The sequence below is a fragment of the Streptomyces sp. NPDC002144 genome (assembly GCF_053593695.1).
On sequence record NZ_JBSFDB010000011.1, the window covers coordinates 237011 to 259797 of the forward strand.

The following is a 22787-nucleotide window of genomic DNA, read 5'->3' on the forward strand; positions in this document are numbered from 1 at the left end:
CGCGTTGTCGGCAGGCGTGGCTGTCAGCCCTCGTCCGCCGCCGTGGAGACGGACGACACCGGCTGCTGTTCGGCGGCCGCCGTCTTCTTCGCCGCCTTCTTGGCGGTCGTCTTCTTGGCGGCGGTCTTCTTCGCAGCCGTCTTCTTGGCCACCGTCTTCTTGGTGGCGGCCTTCTTCGCGGTGGCCTTCTTGGCCGTCTTACGGGCCGTCTTCCTGGCCGGAGCCGTGTCCTCGGCGCCTTCCCCGGCGGCCGGGGCCTCCGTGGCCGACGGGACCACCACGACGGCCGTCTCCTCGGGCGCGGTGGGCGCGGTCTCCTTGCGCACCGCACGGCGGCGCGGACGGGCCGGAGCGGCACTCTCGGCGGGCACCTCGGCCTCCTGTTCGGCAGCCGCGGGAGCCTCGGCCGCGGGTGCGGCCACGGTCTCGCTGACGGTCACCACCGCCGCCTCGGCCCCGGCCGGCGAACCGGCGGGCGCCGACACCTTGCGGGTGGCGCGACGGCGGGTACGGCCCTTGGGCGCTGCCTCCTCGGCCGGCTCGCCGCCGACCACCGGGTCCTCCGCGGCGACGGGCCGGGCCTGCGCCTCGGTGGCCGTCTCCGGCTGCACGGGCCGCTCGGCCTCCACCTCGGCCGGCACGGCCTGGGCGGTGGGCACGTCGGCCACCTCGGTGTCGGACGCGGCCTTGACGGCGTCGGAGCGTCCGGCGCCCCTGCCGTCGGCCGCGTCGGACCGCTCCGTCTCCGGGCGGGTCCGACCCTGCGGCGCGCCCGCCGGAGCCGAAGCCCGCCGGCTCGACCGGCGCCGGGTGCGGCCACCACGGGACACCGCGGCCTCCGCCTCGGCGACGCTGCTGTACAGCTCCTCGTCCGGCTCGAAGACCGGCGCGGGCAGCGCGACCGGCTCGGCGGCCTCGGCGGCGATCTCCGCCGCGGTCTCGATCTCCGGCTCGACGGCCTCGCCGCTCTCCACGACCACCGCGGCGGTCTCGTGCACGTGCTCCTGCTCGTGCCCGTCACCACCCCGCCCGCGCTTCTTGCGTTTGCCGCCGCCACCGGCGGAGGACGGCTGCTCCATGTGGACGATGACACCGCGGCCGTTGCAGTGGACGCAGGTCTCGGAGAAGGACTCCAGCAGCCCCTGCCCGACCCGCTTGCGGGTCATCTGCACGAGGCCCAGCGAGGTCACCTCCGCGACCTGGTGCTTCGTACGGTCCCGGCCCAGGCACTCCAGCAGGCGCCGCAGCACCAGGTCCCGGTTGGACTCCAGCACCATGTCGATGAAGTCGATCACGATGATGCCGCCGAGGTCGCGCAGCCGCAGCTGGCGGACGATCTCCTCGGCCGCCTCCAGGTTGTTCCTGGTGACCGTCTCCTCGAGGTTGCCGCCCTGACCGGTGAACTTGCCGGTGTTGACGTCGATGACGACCATCGCCTCGGTCCGGTCGATCACCAGCGAACCGCCGCTGGGCAGCCAGACCTTGCGGTCCAGCGCCTTGGCGAGCTGCTCGTCGATCCGGTAGGTGGCGAAGACGTCGACCTCGCTGGTCCACTTCTGCAGCCGCTCGGCGAGATCCGGCGCCACATGGGACACATAGCCGTGGACGGTCTGCCAGGCCTCGTCACCGCTGACGATGACCTTGGAGAAGTCCTCGTTGAAGATGTCCCGCACGACCCGGACGGTCATGTCCGGCTCGCCGTACAGCAGCGTCGGGGCGTTGCCGTTCTTCGACTTCTTCTGGATCTCCTCCCACTGCGCCTGCAGCCGCTCGACGTCACGGCGCAGCTCGTCCTCGCTCGCGCCCTCGGCGGCGGTGCGCACGATGACGCCCGCGTCCTCGGGGACGATCTTCTTGAGGATGGTCTTCAGCCGTGCGCGCTCGGTGTCGGGCAGCTTGCGGCTGATGCCGGTCATCGAGCCCTCGGGGACGTACACGAGGTAGCGGCCCGGGAGGGAGACCTGGCTGGTCAGACGCGCGCCCTTGTGCCCGATCGGGTCCTTGGTGACCTGGACGAGCACGGACTGCCCGGACTTCAGGGCGGACTCGATGCGGCGCGGCCCGTTGGCCATGCCCAGCGCCTCGAAGTTGACCTCACCGGCGTAGAGCACCGCGTTGCGGCCCTTGCCGATGTCGATGAAGGCGGCCTCCATCGACGGCAGCACGTTCTGCACCTTGCCCAGGTACACGTTGCCGACGTACGAGGTCGACTGCTCCTTGTTGACGTAGTGCTCGACGAGCACGCCGTCCTCCAGGACGCCGATCTGCGTGCGCTCACCGCTCTGCCGGACGACCATCACCCGCTCGACGGCCTCACGGCGGGCCAGGAACTCGGCCTCGGTGATGATCGGGACGCGTCGGCGCCCCTGCTCACGCCCTTCGCGGCGCCGCTGCTTCTTGGCCTCGAGACGGGTCGACCCCTTGATCGACTGCACCTCGTCGGACGGCTCCGAGGGCTTACGGGGCTCGCGGACCTTGACGACGGTGCGCTCGGGGTCGCCCTCGCCGGGCTCGGTGTCGACGGAGGAGTCACCGGCGCGACGGCGGCGACGACGGCGACGGCGGCTGCTGGAGCTGGACCCGCCGGCCTCGTCGTGGGCCTCGTCGTCGTCCTCTTCCTCCTGCTCGGCGGTGTCCTCGGCGTCCTGCGCGGCCTGCTCGGCGGCGAGCTCGTCGGACTCCTCCGACTCGTCCTCGCCCCCGGCCTCGGCGGAATCGCCGCGACGGCGACGACGGCCACCGCGCCGACGGCGGCGCCGCGACCCGGTCTCCTCGGCCTCGTCCTCACCGTCAGCGGCGCCCTCGGCCGACTCCTCGGCCTCCTCCGTCTCGTCGTCCTCGACGACGGCCGGCGTCTCGACCTCGGCGGTCTCACCCCGACGGCGACGCCGACGGCGCGTACCGGCGGGCTGCTCCTCGGGCTGCTCCTCGGGAAGCTCCTCGACCTCGTCGACGACCTCGGCGGCCTCCGCGGCAGCGGCAGCTGCCGCCCGCTGCGGGGTCTGGAACTGCGGCTCGGTGAACACCGGCGCCTGGAAGACGGCCACGGCGGGCCGAGCGGGCCTCCGCGGCCCCTCGTCCTCCCCGGCCTCGCCCGACCGGGCAGGCTCGGAGAACCCAACGGCGGCCCGCCGGACCACCCGACGCCGGGCACGGCGCGGGGAGGCGTCGTCGTCGCCCTGGGCGACCGGGGCTTCGGGGGTACGCGAGGCGGATGCCTCGGGAGCAGCGACGGCCTCGGGGGCGGCGGCGCCTCCGGTGCCCTGACCGGCGGTGTCCGCGCTGACCGGGCTTTCCGCGTTCTCGGCGGCTGCGGACGTCTCGGCGTCCGTACCACCGGCAACGGACGTGTCGGCGACAGGCGCGGCCACGCGGCGGGTGGCCCGGCGGCGGGTACGGCGCGGAGCCGTGTCCTCCGCGGGCGTCTCGGCGACCTCGGCGACGGCCGGCGCCTCGACGGGCTCGCTCTCCTGCGCGACAGCGGCGGCCTCCCCGGCGCCCTCGGCGGAAGCCGCCGGCACCGCGGTCTCGGCCGTCTCCGCGGACGTCGGAGCCGCGGCGGGCGCGGACACGCGGCGCGTGGCACGGCGGCGCGTGCGCGGCGGGGCGGCGTCCTCGTCGGACGCGACGGCCTCGGACTGCTCGGCGGCAGGGGCCGTGGCCTTCTGTGAAGCGGGCGCCGGAGCGGCGGGCACCACGGTCTCGGCGACCTCGGCGGCCTCGGCCGACGCGGGGGCCCCGGCGGGCGCGGAGGCCCGGCGGGTCGCACGGCGGCGCGTACGCGCGGGAGCCTCGGGCTCCTCTGCGGTCACATCTGTGCCGGAAGTCTCAGCGGTCTCCGCCGCCTCGACCACCTCAGCGGCCTCTTCGTCCTCCTTGACCTCTTCGGTCACGGAGACCTCTTCGGCCACGAGGTCATCGGCGCCGGCGGCCGGTATGGCCGGCGTGGTGATCTCCTCCGGCGCCCCGGCGGCCGCGACCGGCGGTCCCGCGGGGCGTGAAGCGGCACGGCGCCGGCGGCGCGGCGGCAGGGTGTCGCTGGGAGTGTTCAGTTCTTCGGAACCCTCGGTGGGTTCGGTCGGTTCGAGCATGCGGGCTTGTCTCCCGTCAGGCTCCCGGGCGCCGCGCCTGGTCCGGCGTCGATGACTCGATCGCCGTTGACGTCCGCGGCTCGCGCTGTGCGCGGTGCCGCCGTCCGGGGCGCGAGCGCCGCACGGGAGCTCTCTGTGTCCTGTCTCGCCGGTTCCGTACACCCTGTTGGGTACGGCCTGGCGAAAGTCTTCTGGTCAGTGCGCTGCCCGACCCAGGTGGCTCCCGAGTACGAGGGCGGCGCTACGACGTCCGTCCTTCGCGGGACCTTCCTTACGCCGGCGCCTTCGCGGCGGCAGCGGAATCGGCCACCAGGGCCGTCGCCGCCTCGCGGTCGGGCGCGAGCGGGTCGGTCACCGTGCCGGTCTCTTCATCGAGCAGCCCCTGCGCCAGCCTGGTCACCGCTGCGGGGACCGGCGGCGCCAGGTCGGCCACGGCGCGGAGACCGGACAGGACGTCGTCGGGTCGTACGGCAGGCGTCACGTGCCGAACAACCAGCCGCAGTATCGCACAGGGCTGGTCGGTCGGCCTATCAGCCGGATCACTATGTGTTTCGAGGTGTACGACCGCGGAGCGGGCGTCGAAGGTCCGCACACCGTTCTTCGTCGTCCGCTGGACCTCGACGGCCCCGGCGGCGTTGAAGGCGGTGACGGCCCGCTCGGCCTCCTCGGGCCGTACGCCGTCCAGCCTGAGCTCCCATACGGAAGCGGTCAGCCGGTCGGCGAGACCGGAGGTCCGCGCCTCGACGGCGTCGACGACGTCGAGCCCGGCGGGCAGCGACTCGTCGAGCAGGACCCTGAGCTTCTCCGGGTCCCGCGCCTCGGTGAGGGCGATCTCCAGATACTCCGCCTCACTGCCCGTGCCGGTGGGTGCGGCATTGGCGTACGACACCTTCGGATGCGGCGTGAACCCCGCCGAGTACGCCATCGGCACCTCGGCACGGCGCAACGCACGCTCGAAGGCGCGCTGGAAGTCACGGTGGCTGGTGAACCGGAGGCGGCCGCGCTTGGTGTAGCGCAGTCGGATGCGCTGCACCGCGGGTGCGGGCGGCGGGCCTTCGGGCTGTCGCTTGCCCAGTGTCGTTCAGTCCTTCGTGAGAGCGGTCGTACTGCTACCTAGAGTACGTGTCTCGGCGCCCAGAGGTTCCCGCCGGTCCACGGAGGGGACTCGCGCGGGCTTACCGAACAGCATCCGCCGGACGTCGGCCCGGGCCTGCCGTACCGACTCGCGGGCCGAGGCCAGCGCTTCGCGCGCCACCCGTCCCACACCGCGGGCGACGGCGGCGACGGGCCGCAGCACGACGTCCCGTACGACCTGTCCGACGGGTGTGAGCACGGTCCGCCAGAACCAGCGCACGGGCTCCACGAAGATCCACCGGAAGAGGGTCCCGAGCGCACGCCCCACGGCGAGCGAGACGCGCCCAGCGACCCTCCAGGCATGCCCCAGCGCGTCCCCCACCTCACGCCCGACGACGGCGAGGACCCGGCCCACGGGAGCGAGCACCCAGCGCCACAGCGCGAGGGCGGGCAGCACGACCAGCACCCGGCCGACCCAGTACAGAACGGTCCCGACAGCCGAAAGCACCAGGCCCAGGCCTCGCACGATCCCGGCCGCACACCACACGAGCGCCCGTCCCAGCGGCACCAGCACCGGCAGCAGCACGCGCACGTACACCCACACCAGCGCGTCCCGCACAGCCCGCCCGACGGGGACCACCACGTACTGACCGAGCCACACCACGGGCACCACGACGATCACGTTCCCGAGCCACCCGAGCACCCGCCCGGCCGGCACGACGACATACCGCCACAGCCCCACGAACGGCCACACGAACAGAACCCGCCCGATCCACGCCAGCACCCGCCCGACCGGCCGCAGCACGGTGTCCCGCAGAAACCTTCCGGCGACGACGAGCGCGTCCCACACCATCCGCACGGGCACGACCAGCACGAACACGACGATCCGCACCGGCACCCGAAGCGCCACCACGAGACACCCTTCGGGTTCCCGAGGCTGCGACGCCCGCTTCTCCAGATCCATACCTGTCCAGACGCCGACGGCGACGCCATGGATGCAGATGCGGACCGCCGAAGGACCCCATCCCGGGGCCTGTCGGCACCTGCCGGCCGACCCGCCACGAGCGCACGCTCACACCATGACCAGCATCGGCGAAACCCCTGACACCGGGTCATGGCACCCCAAGGGTTTCATGATCCTCACTCCGGCCCGGATCGAGGTCACGGCGGGGGACGACTTCACGTCCTCCGTGAGCGTGTGGCCCGCCGGCCCCCGACACACCGTCAGCGCGACCGCCCCCACCGCATCGGCCCTGCTGGTGCGGGTGGACGGACACAAGGTGACGGTCTCCGGGCGCCTCGACCACCCGGGCGAGACGCACACCGTCGTGGTCACGGTCCGGTGCGCCACGGACGTCGCCCACGACACCCTCACCGTGGAGGCGCTACCGGAGCCCCGAGCGATCCGATGAACCGATCGAGCCGCTCGACGACCTGCCGCAACACCTCCACGGACCCCACGACATCGCCACCGACCTCCAGCGAGTGATCCGCCGAGGGCACTTCCAGCACTTCATGCCCCAAGCCGCCGGCGACCTCCGAGTCCCACATCCTGTCCGCGGTTCCCCCGACGAGGAGCGTCCGCGCCTGAGTCCGCCGAAGGGAACGCACCACATGCTCGAGCGTCAAAAGGGGCGTGAGCCAGACCGCCGGAAGACTCCGCTCAGCCGCGACACCGGTTCCGAGCGAGCCCAGCGACTTCCCGACGAGAAGCCCACACGCCCCTCCCTCCGCCTCGACAGCCCCGGCGACCTGCCCCTCCACCCACGCGACCCGCTCCTCGGCGCTGAACTCCGAGAAATCCCCGGGAATCCGCCACCACACCTCCTGAACCGTCCACCCGTGCCTCAGCAGCGCTGCCCGGGCGAAGTGCAGCAGTGGCCTTGCCGGCGAGTAACCAACCCCCGGAACGACGACCGCGACCCGGTCGGAAGCGCAGGCGTAACGAGTGGGCACACCGAAGGACGATGAATCAGACATCCCCGCAGGCTACTGGCGGCCTGTCTCCCGACTCGGCGCATGCCACCGATCAAGCGCAAGCACGAGGCTCTGCCTGCGTCAGGTGAGGGCGGTACTCACAGTCGCCCCAGTTCGCGGTGTGGACCCAGTTGAGATGGCACGAGCTGAGGATTGAACGCGGGCCAGGCGGAAACCCCGGCGTGGACCGCCATACGCCCGTCACCTTCTCACCCGAGCAAATCCGCCTTCCCTTCACTCCTTCACCTCACCCCCCGTGGGGAGCACGCATGACGACAGACAACCGCTCCACCCCCCGCCTACGACACGATCCGCTCGTGCGTGGCCTCGGCTGGGCCAGTGCGCTCCTGGGCGTGCCCCAGGTCGCCGCCCCGGCCGGCTTCGCCCGGGCCCTGGGCGTGGACGACGCCTTCCGGCACCGCTCGGCCACGACCGCCGTCGGGCTGCGTGAGCTGGCCGCGGCGACCGGCCTGCTGGGGCGGCCGCATCCCGTCTGGCTCTGGGCCCGCGTCGGCGGCGACCTCATGGACCTGACGATGCTGACCCGGGCCCTGAAGAACCACGACGGTCGCGGCCTGGGCCGCACCGTGGCCGCGACCGCCGCGGTCACCGCCATCACCGCCACGGACGTCTACGCGGCCGTGACCCGCACCCGTAGGAGCGCCCCCATGGAACTGACCGCGGCCACCACCGTCACCCAGCCTCCGGACGAGGTCCATGCCCTCTGGAGGGACCTGGAGCGACTGCCGGACTTCATGGCACACCTGGACGAGGTACGCGTCAGCGGCCCGCGCACCAGTCACTGGCGGGCCAGCGCGCCGTTCGGCAAGGCGGTGGAATGGGACGCCGAGACCACCCACGACATCCCCGGCCGGCTGATCGCCTGGCGGTCGGTGGACGGTGCCGACATCGACAACTCCGGCGAGGTCCGCTTCGAGCCCGCCCCCGGCGGCCAGGGCACGGAGATCCGGGTGACCCTGCGCTACGACCTGCCCGGCGGAGCACTGGGCAAGGCCGCGGCACGCTACTTCGGCGAGGAACCGCACCAGCAACTGGACGACGACCTGCGCCGCTTCAACAGATCGTGGAGACCGGGGAGGTCGTCCGCTCCGAGGGCGCACCCGGCGGGAAGCGGGCCCGCGGCGAGTTCCCGCAGCACCCGGCCCGACCGCTGACCGAGGACGAACTGAAGGAGGCCCTGGCATGAAGGCTAACTGCTGGACCGGACGCAACTCGGTCGAGGTGCAAGAGGTCCCGGACCCGGCGATCCTCAACAGCCGCGACGCCATCGTGAAGATCACCTCGACGGCGATCTGCGGCTCCGACCTTCATCTGCTCGACGGCTACGTCCCCACCATGCAAAAGGGCGACATCATGGGCCACGAGTTCATGGGAGAGGTCATCGAGGTCGGCCCCGGCATCAGCGACGGCAAACTGCGCGTCGGGGACCGGGTCGTCGTGCCCTTCCCCATCGCCTGCGGCGCCTGCGCGTCCTGCCGCGCGGAGCTGTACTCGTGCTGCGAGAACACCAACCCCAACGCCGGCATCTCGGAGAAGTTCTTCGGCCACCCCACCGCCGGCATCTACGGCTACTCCCACCTCACCGGCGGCTTCGCCGGCGGCCAGGCCGAGTACGCCCGCGTGGTGCTCGCCGACACCAACGCCCTCAAGATCGAGTCGGACCTCACCGACGAGCAGGTGCTGTTCCTGTCCGACATCCTGCCGACCGGATACATGGGCGCCGACATGTGCGACATCCAGGAAGGTGACGTCGTCGCCGTCTGGGGCGCCGGTCCGGTCGGGCAGTTCGCCATGGACAGCGCCCGGGTCCTGGGCGCGGAGAAGGTCATCGCGATCGACAAGGAGCCCTACCGGCTCGACATGGCCGCCGCCCAGGGCTACACCACCATCAACTTCGAGGACACCGACGTACGGTCCGCCCTGCTCGAACTCACCGGCGGCCGGGGCCCCGACAAGTGCATCGACGCGGTCGGCCTGGAGGCCACGCACGGTGCCTCCCACGTCCACCTCTACGACCGCGCCAAGCAGGCGGTCCGCTCCGAGACCGACCGGCCACACGCCCTGCGCCAGGCCATCATGTCCTGCCGCAGCGGCGGAGTCGTATCAGTCATCGGCGTCTACGGCGGCCTGATCGACAAGTTCCCGGCGGGTGCCTGGATGAACAGGTCCCTCACCCTGCGCACCGGACAGTGCCACGTCCAGAAGTACATGAAGCCCCTGCTGGGCCTGATCGAGCAGGGCAAGATCGACCCCACCCGGATCATCACCCACCGGCTCCCCCTCACCGAGGCACCGACCGGCTACGACCTCTTCAAGAACAAGCAGGACCACTGCGAAAAGGTCGTCCTCAAGCCCTGAGAGCACCTCAGTGCGTGTGCCCACCCGAAGCGGGCGCGGGCCCCGCGTTCTTGACCGTAAGCGGCAGCAGCTTCTTGCCCATCGGGCCGACCTGGATGTGGGTGTCCATCTGCGGACAACGAACCCCATCGAGTCGACCTTCTCCACCGTCCGGCTGCGGACCAAGGTCACCCGTGGCGCCGGCTCCCGCACCGCCGCCCTGGCCATGGTCTTCAAACTCGTCGAGTCCGCCCAGCAACGGTGGCGGGCCGTGAATGCACCCCACCTCGTCGCCCTCGTCCGGGCCGGAGCCCGCTTCGAACGCGGCCAGCTCGTCGAACGCGCTGAGGCGGTGGCCGCATGAGCCAGCCGTCGCACGGCACGCTGCATCACGTCGAGCTGTGGGTGCCGGACCTCCATCGCGCGCTCGCCTCGTTCGGCTGGCTGCTGGAGGCGCTGGGTTACGCCCTCTTCCAGACCTGGGACGGCGGCCGCAGCTGGCGGCTCGGGCCGACCTACCTGGTAATCGAGCAGTCGCCGGCCCGCACCGCCGAAAAGCACGACCGCTGTCGCCCGGGGCTGAACCACCTGGCCTTCCACGTCGAAGACGCCACCACGGTCGAGAAGCTGACCGCCGACGCCGCCCAGCACCTTATGTTCCCCGAGCGTCATGCATATGCCGGTGGCGGACAGCACTACGCCGCCTACCTGGAGAACGACGACGGCTTCGAAGTCGAACTCGTTGCGATCAACTCATCCGCACCAAACTGAGATCAACCGATCCACAAGTCTTGACGATTACTCGCTTCTTCCCGGTGGGGCCGATCTGTTCGTGGGTGTCCATCTTGCGAACAAGGCAGCACTATGGAGGCGCCCCGTGTCGTCACTCGACTTCGATGCCGTACTCCTGGACGAGCTGTTCCAACCCCCCTGTGTATCCCTTCCCTCCAAGCACGAAGTCCCAGTCTCCATTGGGCCTGCGCCGGAAGGAGCCGAGCACCAGTGCGGTCTCGCCGGAACGGCCGTCGGAGACTTCGAGCCGAGCGAGCTCGGTCATTGCCGGGTCCAGCAGCCGGATGCATGCACCGGTGAATCCGGACAGGTCGGCTTGCGGGTTCACTTCCGGGTCGACGGCCGCCACGAGAACGAAGCGATCAGCCGCTTCCGGCAGTGCGTCGAAGGAAACGCGGATCGCCGCCTTGTCCGGCGCCGCGGCCGGCACCGCGCGTACCGAACCGTCCGGAGTCTGCGGGTTGTTGAAGAAAACGAAGTGGTCCTCACTCAGGACGCGGTTGCCCTGGCAGACGAGAGCGCATACGTCCAGTGCGACCCTGCCGGCCCACATCATGCCCAGGACGTTGTGGTCGTCGGGCGCTGCCGCGGGGCTGGACGGCGAGGGCTGCGCCGGAGTCGCTCGTCCTCCCTCCCCCAGGCGCCCGCGAAGCCCGTGCCGGTGCAGGAGGTCGACGAGTTCACCGCCCGAGATGAGCTCCAAAGGCTTGCCTCGTGCGAATGTGTGTGAGCCCGGGCCGAAGCCCGCCGTGGTCACCAGCACTCCCTTGTTGGCGCCGACGTCCTGAACCGTCCCGTACAGGTCACGCACCGCGGTGGGCGGCACTGTGTTGCGGTACCGCTTCACCTGTACGACGATCTTGCCGCCTCGGATGGGCGTTGGATCCAGCGCATCCACATCCACGCCGCCGTCGTTCGAGCGCTGGGTCGTCACAGCCTCCATGCCCATGGCGCGGAACAGGTCGGCAACGAGCGACTCGAATTCGATCGGATCCATGTCATACAGATCCGGCTCCTCGTCACCGCCGTGCGCGACCACATAGTTCCCGACGTCCTGAGGCTTTCGGCCCGGACGTACAGAGGTGAGCTGATCAGGGCGGGACGCGAGCTGACCCCTCAACGCGTCGGTGAGACAGCTGACCGCGTCCACCTGTTCCAGATGCAGGCCAGTGAACGCCGCCCTCTGGGCCATGACGGTCGCCAGGAAGATGTGCGCGCGTCGTCCCGTGGCCGGATCGTTGGCGTCGACAAAGCCGTTCAGGGCCACGGAGTCGAGAATGCCGTACTCGTCCGCCGCGAAGAGCTGATGCAGGACCAACAGCAGGCTTTGCGCAAGCATCCGGCTGCGGCTGCCAGAACTGACAGACGCCGCGCGCCCCCCTCCAGAGCTCGGAGGGGGGGCTCGCAGGCCTTCACTGTCCCGCAGGGGCGCGAAGCCGACTCAGACCCACTCCACCTCTGAGTGGATGCCCGAAGCCCCTCCAGACCCCGGCAAGGGCGTCTTAGGCCCGCGCTGCGCCGTCGGCGACCGCCGCACCGAAGCGCCGGCAGCAGCCAGGGCGGCCGCCACTTCGTCCTCGCTCGCCCCCGCCAGGGCCTCAGAAATCCGCGCAAGAGGCTCGCTCACGTCAGTGCTCGTGACCATCCGAAGCGGGCGGCTGGCCTGCGTTCTTGACGGTCAGCGGCAGCAACTTCTTGCCGGTCGGGCCCACTTGTACCCAAGTATCCATCTGCGGACACACCCCGCAGTCGAAGCAAGGCGTCCACCGGCAGTCCTCGACCTCCGTTTCGTCGAGGGCGTCCTGCCAGTCCTCCCAGAGCCAGTCCTTGTCGAGGCCGGAGTCGAGGTGGTCCCAGGGGAGGACCTCCTCGTAGGAGCGCTCGCGGGTGGTGTACCAGTCGACGTCGACGCCCAGCGGGGTCAGGGCCTTGTCGGCGCAGGCCATCCAGCGGTCGTAGGAGAAGTGCTCGCGCCAGCCGTCGAAGCGGCCGCCGTCCTCGTAGACGGCGCGGATGACCGCGCCGATGCGGCGGTCGCCCCGGGAGAGCAGGCCCTCGACGATGCCCGGCTTGCCGTCGTGGTAGCGGAAACCGATCGAGCGGCCGTACTTCTTGTCGCCGCGGATCTTGTCGCGGAGCTTCTCGAGGCGGGCGTCGGTCTCCTCGGCGGAGAGCTGGGGCGCCCACTGGAAGGGGGTGTGGGGCTTGGGGACGAAGCCGCCGATCGAGACCGTGCAGCGGATGTCGTTGGAGCGGGAGACCTCCCGGCCCTTGGCGATCACCTTGGTCGCCATGTCGGCGATCTGCAGGACGTCCTCGTCGGTCTCGGTGGGCAGGCCGCACATGAAGTAGAGCTTCACCTGGCGCCAGCCGTTGCCGTAGGCCGTGGCGACGGTCCGGATGAGGTCGTCCTCCGAGACCATCTTGTTGATGACCTTGCGCATGCGCTCCGAGCCGCCCTCGGGGGCGAAGGTCAGGCCGGAGCGGCGGCCGTTGCGGGTCAGTTCGTTCGCCAGGTCGACGTTGAAGGCGTCGACGCGGGTGGAGGGGAGGGAGAGGCCGATCTTGTCTTCCTCGTAGCGGTCCGCCAGGCCCTTGGCGATGTCGCCGATCTCCGAGTGGTCGGCACTCGACAACGACAGCAGCCCGACCTCCTCGAAGCCCGTGGCCTTCAGGCCCTTCTCCACCATCTCGCCGATGCCGGTGATGGAACGCTCACGGACCGGGCGGGTGATCATGCCGGCCTGGCAGAAGCGGCAGCCGCGAGTGCAGCCGCGGAAGATCTCCACCGACATGCGCTCGTGGACGGTCTCGGCCAGCGGGACCAGGGGCTGCTTGGGGAACGGCCACTCGTCGAGGTCCATGACCGTGTGCTTGGACACGCGCCAGGGCACGCCGGAGCGGTTGGGGACCACGCGGGCGATGCGGCCGTCGGGGAGGTACTCGACGTCATAGAACGCCGGGATGTAGACGCCTCCGGTCTTCGCGAGGCGCAGGAGGACCTCCTCGCGGCCGCCGGGGCGGCCCTCCGCCTTCCAGCCCTGGATGATCTTCGTCATGTCGAGGACGGCCTGCTCGCCGTCGCCGATGATCGCCGCGTCGATGAAGTCCGCGATCGGCTCGGGGTTGAAGGCGGCATGCCCGCCCGCGAGGACGATGGGGTCGTCGAGCGTACGGTCCTTCGACTCCAGCGGGATGCCGGCCAGGTCCAGCGCGGTGAGCATGTTCGTGTAGCCCAGCTCCGTGGAGAAGGACAGGCCGAACACGTCGAAGGCCTTCACCGGGCGGTGGCTGTCGACCGTGAACTGGGGGACGCCGTGCTCCCGCATCAGTGCCTCCAGGTCCGGCCACACGCTGTAGGTGCGTTCGGCGAGGACACCCTCCTGCTCGTTCAGCACCTCGTAGAGGATCATGACGCCCTGGTTGGGCAGGCCGACCTCGTAGGCGTCCGGGTACATCAGCGCCCAGCGGACGTCACAGGACTCCCACGGCTTGACGGTGGAGTTGAGTTCTCCGCCGACGTACTGGATCGGCTTCTGCACGTGCGGGAGCAGAGCTTCGAGCTGCGGGAACACAGACTCGGCGGCCGCAGTGACTTCGGCAGGCATCTCGCGAACCTTCGTGGGTCGGACGGATCTGACAGGACTGACAGGACTGCTGACAGGACCGACAGCGGTGATCTGACAGGGGTGACCATCTAGCCTAACGCGGGCCGGGCATCCCTCCGTACGTTCAGAGGCCCGCACCGTCCCTCACCGACGCCCACATCCCCGGCAGCTCCGTCTCCGCCCGCTCCGCACGCCGCTCCTCGCGCCCGTACAGCAGGCCGTACGTGAAGGAGCTCTCCCCCGCCGCGTGTGCCACGGCGGACAGCTCGCGCAGGGTCTGGCGGGTCATGACGCTGTCCTGGTGGTCGCCGAGCAGGGTCTGGAGGGACTTCATCGACTTCAGCAGGTCGGTCGCCGGGTCGCCGAGCGCGGGGACCGCCGCCTCCGCCGAGTAGCGGGTCCGCTTGGCCTTCTTGCGGGCCTCGTGCAGGGCGAGGTCGCGGTCCTGGCCGGGCGGCAGGGCGACGGCCTGTTCGACGAGCTCGGTGAGCTTTGCGAAGTCGTTCCGTACGGCCTTGGAGATCACCTTCTCGGGCTTTCCGCCGGCCGCCTTCAGCAGGGGCGGGGCGTCGACCAGCGCGTCCAGGGCGTCGAGCAGGGCGAGGTAGCGCTTGGAGTCCAGGACGCCGGTCAGCCTGCGGCGCGAGCCGCCGCGGCGGGCGTTCGCCCACAGGCGCATCCGGGTACGGACGGGGCCGTGGATCAGGGGGCGGGGCACCTCGGCCAGGGCGGCGGTGAGGCGCTCGGTCAGCACCTCGCGGTCGCGGTCCACGCCGAGTTCGCCGGCCAGCCACTTCAGCTCCTCGCCGAGCGGGTCGGTGATCTCGCGGTCGAGGACCTTGCCGTAGGAGCGGAAGGCGCTGCGCATGCGCCGGGTGGCGACCCGCATGCGGTGCACGGAGTCGTACGCGTCCTGCCGTACCGCCGGATCCAGCTCGACGATCGCGTCCCGCTGTTCGCGCAGGTAGGCGAGGACGTGGTCGCCGGCGGTCGCGAGGGCCTGTGCCGGGGCCCGCTTGCGCTTCTTCTTGCCGCGGGGTGCCGTCTCCGCGAGCGCCCGTGCGAGCTTGGACGCGGACTTCGAGGGCCGTACGCCCGCCTTGCGCAGCCGTTTGTCGACCTTGTCGAGGATGGCGGGGTCGCCGTCGTCGGCGAGTTCGACCTCCAGTTCGGTCCACTGGGCGCTGCCGCCGGCGTCGGTGAGCCGGTCGGCCTGTACGGCGTCCATGCTCACCTCGGCGAGCAGACGGCCGTCGGCGTCGACGAGGTCCCGCAGGTCGCGGTCGGAGCGCAGGCGGACCACCGGCAGCAGTTCGGCGTCGCGGACCCGGGAGCGGACCAGTGCGGCGATGGCGCGCGGGACGGTGTCGGACAGCGGGGCGTGGATCTCGTCGCGGACGCCGGGGGCGACGGGGAACTTCAGGTGCCAGCCGGCGTCGGAGCCTCCGGTGCGGCGGCGCAGGGTGATGGAGGACCTGGCGAGACGCTCGTCGGCGGTGTCGTAGTAGGTGGCGTCGAGGTGGGCGACACCCTTGTCGATGACGGCCGCGACACCGGCCACGCCGGTCAGGTCCGGCAGGCCGCTGTCGTCGGATTCGTACTTTCGCTCGATCTCACGCTTTGTGTCCGCCATGACCTGAATCTAGTGGGATTCCGCTTCCGGCGGCAGGGCCCATCGGACATGAATGCCGGGCAGACCCAGGGGCAACACAGGGTGTCCTATGCCGACATGGGTCTCTGCACCTTGATCGACTGCAGCAGTCCCACGGCCACCCACACCGCGAACATGGACGAGCCGCCGTACGACACGAAGGGCAGCGGCAGGCCGGTGACCGGCATGATGCCGAGGGTCATGCCGATGTTCTCGAAGGACTGGAATGCGAACCAGGCGACGATCCCGGCCGCGACGATCGTGCCGTACAGCTCGGTCGAGTCGCGGGCGATGCGGCAGGCCCGCCACAGGACCACGCCGAGCAGGAGGATGATCAGTCCCGCGCCGACGAAGCCCAGTTCCTCGCCCGCGACCGTGAAGACGAAGTCCGTCTGCTGTTCCGGGACGAACTGGCCGGTGGTCTGCGAGCCGTGGAAGAGCCCGGCGCCGGTCAGTCCGCCCGAACCGATCGCGATCCGGGCCTGGTTGGTGTTGTAGCCGACGCCGGCCGGGTCGAGGCTGGGGTTGGCGAAGGCGGCGAAGCGGTTGATCTGGTACTCGTCCAGGATGTGCAGCTGCCAGATGGCGATGCAGCCGACGATGCCTGCGGTGAGCAGGCCGAAGACCCAGCGGTTGGAGGCACCGGAGGCGAGCAGCACGCCCAGGATGATCGTCACCAGGACCAGGACCGTGCCGAGGTCGGGCATGAGCAGCACGATCATGATCGGTACGGCGGCCAGGCCCAGCGCCTGCAGGACCGTGCGGTGGTCGGGGTAGGGCCGGTCGCCCGCGTCCACCCGGGCCGAGAGCAGCATGGCCATGCCGAGGATGATCGAGACCTTCACGAACTCGGCGGGCTGCAGGGAGAAGCCGCCGCCGAGGACGATCCAGTTGCGGCTGCCGTTGATGGTGGCGCCGAGCGGGGTGAGCACCAGCAGCACCCCGAACAGGGAGATGCCGTAGAGGATGGGCACCACGTTGCGCAGGGTGCGGTGGCCGAGCCAGATCGTGCCGACCATCAGGGCGAACCCGATGCCGGTGTTCATGATGTGCCGGATCAGGAAGTAGTACGGGTCGCCCTGGTTGATCTCCGTGCGGTTGCGGGTCGCGGAGAAGACCAGCAGTGAGCCGATCCCGGACAGCGCGAGGGCCGACAGCAGCATCGGCCAGTCCAGCCGGCGGGTGAGCGAGTCACGGGCGAACAGCCGGGTCCAGCCGGCGGGCCGGGGCCCGTACCCGGAGACGGAGAAGCTGTTGGCTCCGGTCATGTCGGCATCCTCCGGCTCCCCCTCTTGCGAGGTCGCCTGCGGGTGGTGCGGTTGGTGGCGGTGGGAGAAGCCGTGGTGCCGGCCGGCTGGGTGCCGTCGGGGGCGGTCGTGCTCTGCTCCTGGGCCTTCTGGAGGTCCTTGACGGGATCCTTGGCGACCTTCGGGGAGGCGATCGTGCCGTCCGCCTTCACCTTCGGCAGGCCCTTCTGCGGGCTGGGCAGCAGCGCCTTGCCCTTGTCGATCGAGCCGTCGGGCTGGACGCCGTAGAGGGCGCTGTAGATGTTGCGGACGGCCTCACCGGAGGCGCCGGAACCCGTACCGGCCTGAGCGATCGTCATGACGATCGTGTAGTCCTTGGAATAGGTGGCGAGCCACGAGGTGGTCTGCTTGCCGTAGACCTCCGCGGTACCGGTCTTGGCGTGCAGCTCGATCTTGTCCTGGGGCCAGCCCTGGAACTTCCAGGCGGCGGTACCGCTGGTGATGACGCCCGCGAGGGCCTTGTCCATGCCCTTGAGGGTGGCCTGAGTGACCGGCAGCTTCGCCTTGACCTTGGGCTTGATCTCCTGGACGGTCCTGCCGTCGGCGCTGACGACCGCCTTGCCGATGGTGGGCACGTACTCGGTGCCGCCGTTGGCGAGGGCGCCGTAGATCATGGCCTCCTGGATCGGCGTGACGAGGGTGTCGCCCTGGCCGATGGAGTAGTTGATCGAGTCACCCTCGCGCATCTTGTTGCCCTCGAGGCAGTTCTCGTAGGCGATCTTCTCGACGTAGCTGCCGTTCTTCTTGCCGGACTTGCACCAGGCGTCCTTGTTGGCCTTCCAGTAGGACTCCTTCCACTGGCGGTCGGGGACGCGGCCGGTGACCTCGTTGGGCAGGTCGACGCCGGTCTCCTTGCCGAGGCCGAACTGGTGGGCGGCCTTGTAGAAGTAGTCCTTGGGCTGGCCCTTCTTGGGGTTGATGCCGCCGTCCTTCTTCCACTGCTGGTCGGCGAGGCCGTAGAAGACGGTGTCGCAGGAGACCTCCAGGGCGCGGCCGAGGGAGATCGGGCCGAAGTTCTCGCCCTCGAAGTTCTTGAAGACCTGGCCGCCCACCGAGTACGAGCTGGTGCAGGGGTAGCCGCCGTCCCATGCGTAGCCGGCCTCGACCGCGGCGGCCGTGGAGACCACCTTGAAGGTCGAACCGGGCGCGGACTGACCCTGTATGGCCCTGTTGAGCAGCGGGTAGTCGGAGTCCTTGCCGGTGAGCTGCTTGTAGTCCTTGGCGGAGATGCCGCCCACCCAGACGTTCGGGTCGTAGGTCGGCGCGGACGCCATGGCGACGATACGGCCGGTCTTGGCCTCCATCACCACGACGGCACCGGAATCGGCCTTGTAGTTCTCGCCGGTGATCGAGTCGAACTGCTCGCGGGCCTTCTTCATCGCGGTGTCCAGCTCGTACTCGGCGACCCGCTGGACGCGGGAGTCGATGCTGGTGACCAGGTTCGAACCGGGCTCGGCGGCATCGGACTTGGCCTTGCCGATGACCCGGCCGAGGTTGTCGACCTCGTAGCGGGTGACGCCGGCCTTGCCGCGCAGCGCCTTGTCGTACTCGCGCTCCAGGCCCGAGCGGCCGACCTGGTCGGAGCGCAGATAGGGCGAGTCGGTGTTCTTCGCCTGCTGGATCTCGTCGTCGGTGACCGGCGAGAGGTAGCCGAGGACCTGGGCGGTGTTGGCCTTGCCCGGCGAGGGGTAGCGGCGCACGGCCTCGGGCTCGGCGGTGATGCCGGGGAAGTCCTCGGAGCGCTCACGGATCTGCAGGGCCTGACGGGGCGTCGCCTCGTCGGTGATCGGGATCGGCTGGTAGGGCGAGCCGTTCCAGCACGGCTGGGGCGTCTTGGCGTCGCACAGCCGGACCTTCTGCATGACGTCCGCGGGCTTCATGCCGAGGACCCCGGCCAGCTTGGTGAGGACGGCCTTGCCGTCGTCCTTCATCTTCAGCAGGTCGGTGCGGGAGGCGGAGACGACCAGCCGGGTCTCGTTGTCCGCGAGGGGCACGCCCCGCGCGTCCAGGATCGAGCCGCGCACGGCGGGCTGGACGACCTGCTGGACGTGGTTGCCCGACGCCTCCTTCTGGTACTGCGCGCCCTCCCGGATCTGCAGGTACCACAGCCGGCCGCCGAGGGTGCCGAGCAGGGAGAGGACGAGGATCTGGATGACGACGAGCCTGATCTGGACCCGTGGGGTCCGACCCGTCTCGGGAATGTTGGTCACTGCGGCTGCCTCCCCCTCTCAGCGTGTAGGTGTGTCATATCCGACCGAGCTGTGAACGCCGGCCGCCGACTCCGCCGCGCTCACAGCCGCTTGACCCCCTTGATGCGGCCCACCCGCGCGGTGCGGGTGCGGGCCCGGGTCTTCAGGGCGCCGAGGCCGCCGCGCTGGCCGCCGATCTTCAGGCCGGTGCCGTTGGAGATCCAGCCGGAGGAGATGTCGGTGGCCTTCTTGCCGGCGGAGGAGGTCTCGGCGAGCGGGTCGTTCTCCGCGCGCCGGGCCAGCGCCATGATCCCGGGGACCACGAACGGGGCGAGCAGCAGGTCGTACAGGGCGGCCGTGAACAGCAGGCTGACCAGGCCGACATGGCGGGCGGCGGTGTCGCCGACGAGGGCGCCGACACCGGCGTACAGCAGGGTGGAGCCGATCGCTGCGGCGACCACGACGACCATGGGGCCGGTGGCCGACTTGAGTCTGCCGTTCTCCGGTTTGATCAGCCCGGCGAGGTAGCCGGTGACGCACAGCACCAGGGCGTAGCGCCCGGCCGCGTGGTCGGCCGGGGGCGCGAGGTCGGCGAGCAGACCGGCGGCGAAGCCGACGAGGGCGCCGCCCACATGGCCGTACACCATGGCCAGGCCGAGGACAGTCAGCAGCAGCAAGTCGGGGACGGCGCCCGGGAGATGGAGCCGGGCGAGGACGCTCACCTGGATCACCAGGGCGACGACGACCAGCGCCGAGGAGAGCAGGATCCGGTTGACGCGCATGGGGATTCAGCTCCTACTGCTGCTGGGTCTGGCCGTCGAGGGACGCGGTCGCCGAGGGCGTGACCGTGACGGTGACCGTCGGCGTCGGGGTCGGCTTGGGCTTGGGCGGCAGCACCGTGTCGCGCGGGTCCTTCTTCGGGGCCTCGACGACCACGCCGACGATGTCGAGCTTGGTGAAACCGACATACGGCGTGACGTAGATGGTGCGGGTCAGGCCGCCCTCGGAGGGGTCGACGCGGGAGACCACACCGACCGGGACGCCGGGCACGAAGGGCTTGTCGGCCTCGGAGCCGAAGGTGACCAGGCGGTCGCCCTTCTTCACGTCGGCCTTGCCGTTGAGGAGTTCGACGCGCAGCGGCCGGTCGCCCTGGCCGGAGGCGAAGCCGAGTTCGTCGCTGCCCTCCATGCGGGTACCGACGGTGAAGTCGGGGTCGTTGGCGAGGAGGACGGTCGAGGTGTTCGGGCCGACGGTGGTGACGCGGCCGACGAGACCGTCGCCGTTGAGCACGGTCATGTCCCGCTTGATGCCGTCGCTCGCGCCGACGTCGATGGTGATGGTCCAGGAGAAGCCCTGGGCCGCCCCTATGGCGATGACCTCGGCGCCCTTGATGCCGTACTGGCCCTCGCCGGCGATCCGCATCATCTTGTCGAGCTGTTTGAGCCTGCTGGCGTTGCGGTCGTCGCTGCCCAGCTTGGCCTTGAGGGCCGCGTTCTCCTGCTCCAGCCGGGCGAGCCGGTCGTGCTTGGTGCCGGAGTCGCGGATCGCGGAGACGGCGTTGCCGACCGGGTCGACCGCCGACGACACGCCGTTCTCGATGGGCCCGAAGACGGTGGCGGCGGCCTGTCGGGCACCGTCGACCGGGGAGTCCTCCCCGCCGCGGATGTCCACCGTGATCAGCGCGAACGCGACGGCGATCAGCAGCACCAGGAGCAGCCGGCTCTCTCTCGTGTCCCTCACGTGCGGCGGCCGTGCCTTCCTCATAGGAATGTGCGGGTGTTCAGGTATTCGTGATGCTGAGGCTTGTGGAGGCTTATGGGCGAGCTTATGCCTCCATATCAACGATCCGCCGCACGAGAGGAGATCATCTCGTACGGCGGAATCGAAGAGTTACGTCATCTGCGCGGCTGGGCGTCCAGGACCTGCTGGAGCGCCTCGAACTCCTCGACGCACTTGCCGGAGCCGAGCGCCACGCTGTCCAGCGGGTCCTCGGCGATGTGGATCGGCATGCCGGTCTCGCGCCGAAGCCTTTCGTCAAGTCCGCGCAGCAGCGCGCCGCCGCCGGTGAGGACGATCCCCCGGTCCATGATGTCGCCGGACAGCTCCGGCGGGCACTTGTCGAGGGTCGTCTTGACGGCGTCGACGATGGCGTTGACCGGCTCCTCGATCGCCTTGCGCACTTCGGCGGCCGAGATGACGACGGTCTTGGGCAGCCCGGAGACGAGGTCCCGGCCGCGGATTTCGGTGTGCTCGTCGGAGTCCAGGTCGTACGCCGAACCGATCGTGATCTTGATCTGCTCGGCCGTCCGCTCACCGAGGAGGAGGGAGTACTCCTTCTTGATGTGCTGGATGATCGCGTTGTCCAGTTCGTCGCCCGCGACGCGGATGGACTGGGCGGTGACGATGCCGCCGAGCGAGATGACCGCGACCTCCGTGGTGCCGCCGCCGATGTCCACCACCATGTTGCCCGTGGCCTCGTGGACCGGCAGGCCGGAGCCGATGGCCGCGGCCATCGGCTCCTCGATGATGTGCACCTGGCGGGCGCCGGCCTGGGACGACGCCTCGATGACGGCGCGGCGCTCGACGCCGGTGATGCCCGAGGGCACACAGACGACGACCCGCGGACGGGCCAGGTACCGCCGCTTGTGGATCTTCAGGATGAAGTAGCGGAGCATCCGCTCGGTGATCTCGAAGTCGGCGATCACGCCGTCCTTCAGCGGTCGCACGGCGACGATGTTGCCGGGCGTGCGCCCGATCATCTTCTTCGCCTCCGCGCCGACCGCGAGAATTCCACCGGTGTTCGTGTTGATCGCGACGACGGACGGCTCGTTGAGTACGATCCCGCGACCCCTGACGTACACCAGCGTGTTGGCGGTCCCGAGGTCGACAGCCATGTCACGGCCGATGAACGACATTGAGTTCCCCATCAGGATTCGTCTGGCCTTCCTGGGAGCTTTTGAGGGCTTGTCAGGTAGGCGAAGTGGGTGCTGTGACGTGAAGGCTTCCATCGTAGACGCGCCTTCGCGAACACTGCGGGAGGGTCTTCGCCATTGTCAGCAGATGATGCGCGGCCCCGCTTGTGGAGACGGGCGTTCGGGGGCACTCGTTCCCTCGATCGCCGGTGCATATGCAGGAAGTCCGGGGACAATACACCGAACTTCCCGACGTGCTGCCGCGGGGGTCAGGCGCGGCCCGGGAAGAAGATCTTCACCTCGCGCTCCGCGGACTCCTCGGAGTCGGAGGCGTGGATCAGGTTCTCCCGGACGATGACGCCGTAGTCGCCGCGGATGGAGCCGGGGGCGGCGGCGATCGGGTCGGTCGGACCGGCCAGCGCCCGTACGCCCTCGATGACCCGCTCACCCTCGACGATCAGGGCGACGACCGGGCCGGAGGCCATGAACTGGACCAGCGGCTCGTAGAAGGGCTTGCCCTTGTGCTCGCCGTAGTGCTGCTCCAGCGTGTCCTGGTCCAGCGTGCGCAGCTCCAGCGCGGTGATCTGCCAGCCGGCCTTGCGCTCGATACGGCTGATGATCTCGCCGGTCAGGCCACGGCGGACTGCGTCGGGCTTGAGCAGGACGAGGGTGCGCTGGGTCACGACGGCTCCTAATGGATCAATGGGGTGCGCTGTGTTCAGGGGCCTGTCGTCAAACTCCCGTCGTCCGCCCGCAGGGCAGACGGGAGGGTGAAGACACGCCCCAGAGAGAACACGGCGTCGGCGGGCCCGTCTCACACCGCGTCAG

16 protein-coding genes and 2 pseudogenes are annotated in these 22787 nt (G+C 70.2%); 5 read left to right on the forward strand and 13 right to left on the reverse strand.

Going from position 1 to position 22787, the window contains the following annotated elements:
* Positions 1 to 23 precede the first annotated feature (23 nt).
* From ACWCQ1_RS19285 to ACWCQ1_RS19295, 3 genes are all read right to left on the reverse strand, one after another.
* The gene (locus ACWCQ1_RS19285; RefSeq protein WP_451026968.1) at positions 24 to 4091 is read right to left on the reverse strand and encodes an Rne/Rng family ribonuclease; all 4068 of its coding nucleotides are present in this window, start codon (positions 4089 to 4091) and stop codon (positions 24 to 26) included.
* A 271-nt stretch (positions 4092 to 4362) separates the two neighbouring features.
* A complete protein-coding gene (locus ACWCQ1_RS19290; RefSeq protein ID WP_133041007.1) occupies positions 4363 to 5124 on the reverse strand; it encodes a TIGR03936 family radical SAM-associated protein in 762 nt (253 codons plus the stop codon).
* Between the two features lie 48 nt (positions 5125 to 5172).
* Complete coding sequence (locus ACWCQ1_RS19295; protein ID WP_451026969.1) at positions 5173 to 6129, reverse strand: hypothetical protein; 957 nt, start codon at positions 6127 to 6129, stop codon at positions 5173 to 5175.
* Between the two features lie 115 nt (positions 6130 to 6244).
* Between ACWCQ1_RS19295 and ACWCQ1_RS19300 the strand changes: the two genes are divergently transcribed.
* Entirely contained in the window at positions 6245 to 6577 is a 333-nt protein-coding gene (locus tag ACWCQ1_RS19300; RefSeq protein WP_133041005.1) for a hypothetical protein, read from the forward strand.
* Here the strand turns inward: ACWCQ1_RS19300 and ACWCQ1_RS19305 are convergent.
* Positions 6537 to 7145 carry an alpha/beta hydrolase gene (locus ACWCQ1_RS19305; protein ID WP_451026970.1) on the reverse strand — a complete coding sequence of 203 codons (609 nt, stop codon included), beginning with the start codon at positions 7143 to 7145 and terminating at the stop codon, positions 6537 to 6539. The two genes, ACWCQ1_RS19300 and ACWCQ1_RS19305, sit on opposite strands and share 41 nt — an antisense overlap.
* A 266-nt stretch (positions 7146 to 7411) precedes the next feature.
* On the opposite strand from ACWCQ1_RS19305, the gene ACWCQ1_RS19310 reads away from it, so the two are divergent.
* The 4 genes and pseudogenes from ACWCQ1_RS19310 to ACWCQ1_RS19325 all read left to right on the forward strand — a co-directional run bounded on the left by ACWCQ1_RS19310 (position 7412) and on the right by ACWCQ1_RS19325 (position 10271).
* Positions 7412 to 8317: an SRPBCC family protein gene (locus ACWCQ1_RS19310; RefSeq protein WP_451026971.1), complete on the forward strand. Its 906-nt coding sequence runs from the start codon at positions 7412 to 7414 to the stop codon at positions 8315 to 8317.
* Positions 8318 to 8345: 28 nt separating this feature from the next.
* Positions 8346 to 9521, forward strand: coding sequence for a zinc-dependent alcohol dehydrogenase (locus tag ACWCQ1_RS19315; RefSeq protein WP_451026972.1), 1176 nt, complete (start codon positions 8346 to 8348; stop codon positions 9519 to 9521).
* A 103-nt stretch (positions 9522 to 9624) separates the two neighbouring features.
* Positions 9625 to 9864 (forward strand): annotated as a pseudogene (locus ACWCQ1_RS19320) (IS256 family transposase); the annotation flags it as partial.
* On the forward strand, positions 9861 to 10271 hold the full coding sequence (locus tag ACWCQ1_RS19325; RefSeq protein WP_451026973.1) for a VOC family protein: 411 nt from the start codon (positions 9861 to 9863) through the stop codon (positions 10269 to 10271). The pseudogene ACWCQ1_RS19320 and the gene ACWCQ1_RS19325, both read left to right, overlap by 4 nt.
* Before the next feature lie 112 nt (positions 10272 to 10383).
* Here the strand turns inward: ACWCQ1_RS19325 and ACWCQ1_RS19330 are convergent.
* From ACWCQ1_RS19330 to ndk, 9 genes and pseudogenes are all read right to left on the reverse strand, one after another.
* Positions 10384 to 11631 (reverse strand): annotated as a pseudogene (locus tag ACWCQ1_RS19330) (restriction endonuclease); the annotation flags it as partial.
* A 289-nt stretch (positions 11632 to 11920) separates the two neighbouring features.
* Positions 11921 to 13900: a TIGR03960 family B12-binding radical SAM protein gene (locus tag ACWCQ1_RS19335; protein ID WP_358593363.1), complete on the reverse strand. Its 1980-nt coding sequence runs from the start codon at positions 13898 to 13900 to the stop codon at positions 11921 to 11923.
* A 124-nt stretch (positions 13901 to 14024) separates the two neighbouring features.
* Positions 14025 to 15533: a CYTH and CHAD domain-containing protein gene (locus ACWCQ1_RS19340; protein WP_451026974.1), complete on the reverse strand. Its 1509-nt coding sequence runs from the start codon at positions 15531 to 15533 to the stop codon at positions 14025 to 14027.
* A gap of 86 nt (positions 15534 to 15619) precedes the next feature.
* Positions 15620 to 16819 (reverse strand): rod shape-determining protein RodA, encoded by a 1200-nt coding sequence (gene rodA, locus ACWCQ1_RS19345; RefSeq protein WP_133041000.1) that lies wholly within the window; start codon positions 16817 to 16819, stop codon positions 15620 to 15622.
* Positions 16816 to 19068, reverse strand: coding sequence for a penicillin-binding protein 2 (gene mrdA, locus ACWCQ1_RS19350; protein ID WP_451026975.1), 2253 nt, complete (start codon positions 19066 to 19068; stop codon positions 16816 to 16818). The genes rodA and mrdA overlap by 4 nt, the downstream gene beginning before the upstream one ends.
* Before the next feature lie 80 nt (positions 19069 to 19148).
* Positions 19149 to 19829 (reverse strand): rod shape-determining protein MreD, encoded by a 681-nt coding sequence (gene mreD / locus ACWCQ1_RS19355; protein ID WP_451026976.1) that lies wholly within the window; start codon positions 19827 to 19829, stop codon positions 19149 to 19151.
* A 13-nt stretch (positions 19830 to 19842) separates the two neighbouring features.
* Positions 19843 to 20787 (reverse strand): rod shape-determining protein MreC, encoded by a 945-nt coding sequence (gene mreC, locus ACWCQ1_RS19360; protein WP_133040997.1) that lies wholly within the window; start codon positions 20785 to 20787, stop codon positions 19843 to 19845.
* A 155-nt stretch (positions 20788 to 20942) separates the two neighbouring features.
* The gene (locus tag ACWCQ1_RS19365; protein WP_004001297.1) at positions 20943 to 21962 is read right to left on the reverse strand and encodes a rod shape-determining protein; all 1020 of its coding nucleotides are present in this window, start codon (positions 21960 to 21962) and stop codon (positions 20943 to 20945) included.
* A 266-nt stretch (positions 21963 to 22228) separates the two neighbouring features.
* A complete protein-coding gene (gene ndk / locus ACWCQ1_RS19370; protein WP_133040996.1) occupies positions 22229 to 22642 on the reverse strand; it encodes a nucleoside-diphosphate kinase in 414 nt (137 codons plus the stop codon).
* Positions 22643 to 22787 lie beyond the last annotated feature (145 nt).

Coding starts and splice junctions, on each gene's coding strand:
- ACWCQ1_RS19285 (WP_451026968.1), bottom strand. CDS start 4,091: ATGCTCGAACCGACCGAACCCACCGAGGGTTCCGAAGAACTGAACACT.
- ACWCQ1_RS19295 (WP_451026969.1), bottom strand. CDS start 6,129: ATGGATCTGGAGAAGCGGGCGTCGCAGCCTCGGGAACCCGAAGGGTGT.
- ACWCQ1_RS19300 (WP_133041005.1), top strand. CDS start 6,245: ATGACCAGCATCGGCGAAACCCCTGACACCGGGTCATGGCACCCCAAG.
- ACWCQ1_RS19305 (WP_451026970.1), bottom strand. CDS start 7,145: ATGTCTGATTCATCGTCCTTCGGTGTGCCCACTCGTTACGCCTGCGCT.
- ACWCQ1_RS19310 (WP_451026971.1), top strand. CDS start 7,412: ATGACGACAGACAACCGCTCCACCCCCCGCCTACGACACGATCCGCTC.
- ACWCQ1_RS19315 (WP_451026972.1), top strand. CDS start 8,346: ATGAAGGCTAACTGCTGGACCGGACGCAACTCGGTCGAGGTGCAAGAG.
- ACWCQ1_RS19325 (WP_451026973.1), top strand. CDS start 9,861: ATGAGCCAGCCGTCGCACGGCACGCTGCATCACGTCGAGCTGTGGGTG.
- ACWCQ1_RS19335 (WP_358593363.1), bottom strand. CDS start 13,900: ATGCCTGCCGAAGTCACTGCGGCCGCCGAGTCTGTGTTCCCGCAGCTC.
- ACWCQ1_RS19340 (WP_451026974.1), bottom strand. CDS start 15,533: ATGGCGGACACAAAGCGTGAGATCGAGCGAAAGTACGAATCCGACGAC.
- rodA (WP_133041000.1), bottom strand. CDS start 16,819: ATGACCGGAGCCAACAGCTTCTCCGTCTCCGGGTACGGGCCCCGGCCC.
- mreD (WP_451026976.1), bottom strand. CDS start 19,829: ATGCGCGTCAACCGGATCCTGCTCTCCTCGGCGCTGGTCGTCGTCGCC.
- ACWCQ1_RS19365 (WP_004001297.1), bottom strand. CDS start 21,962: ATGTCGTTCATCGGCCGTGACATGGCTGTCGACCTCGGGACCGCCAAC.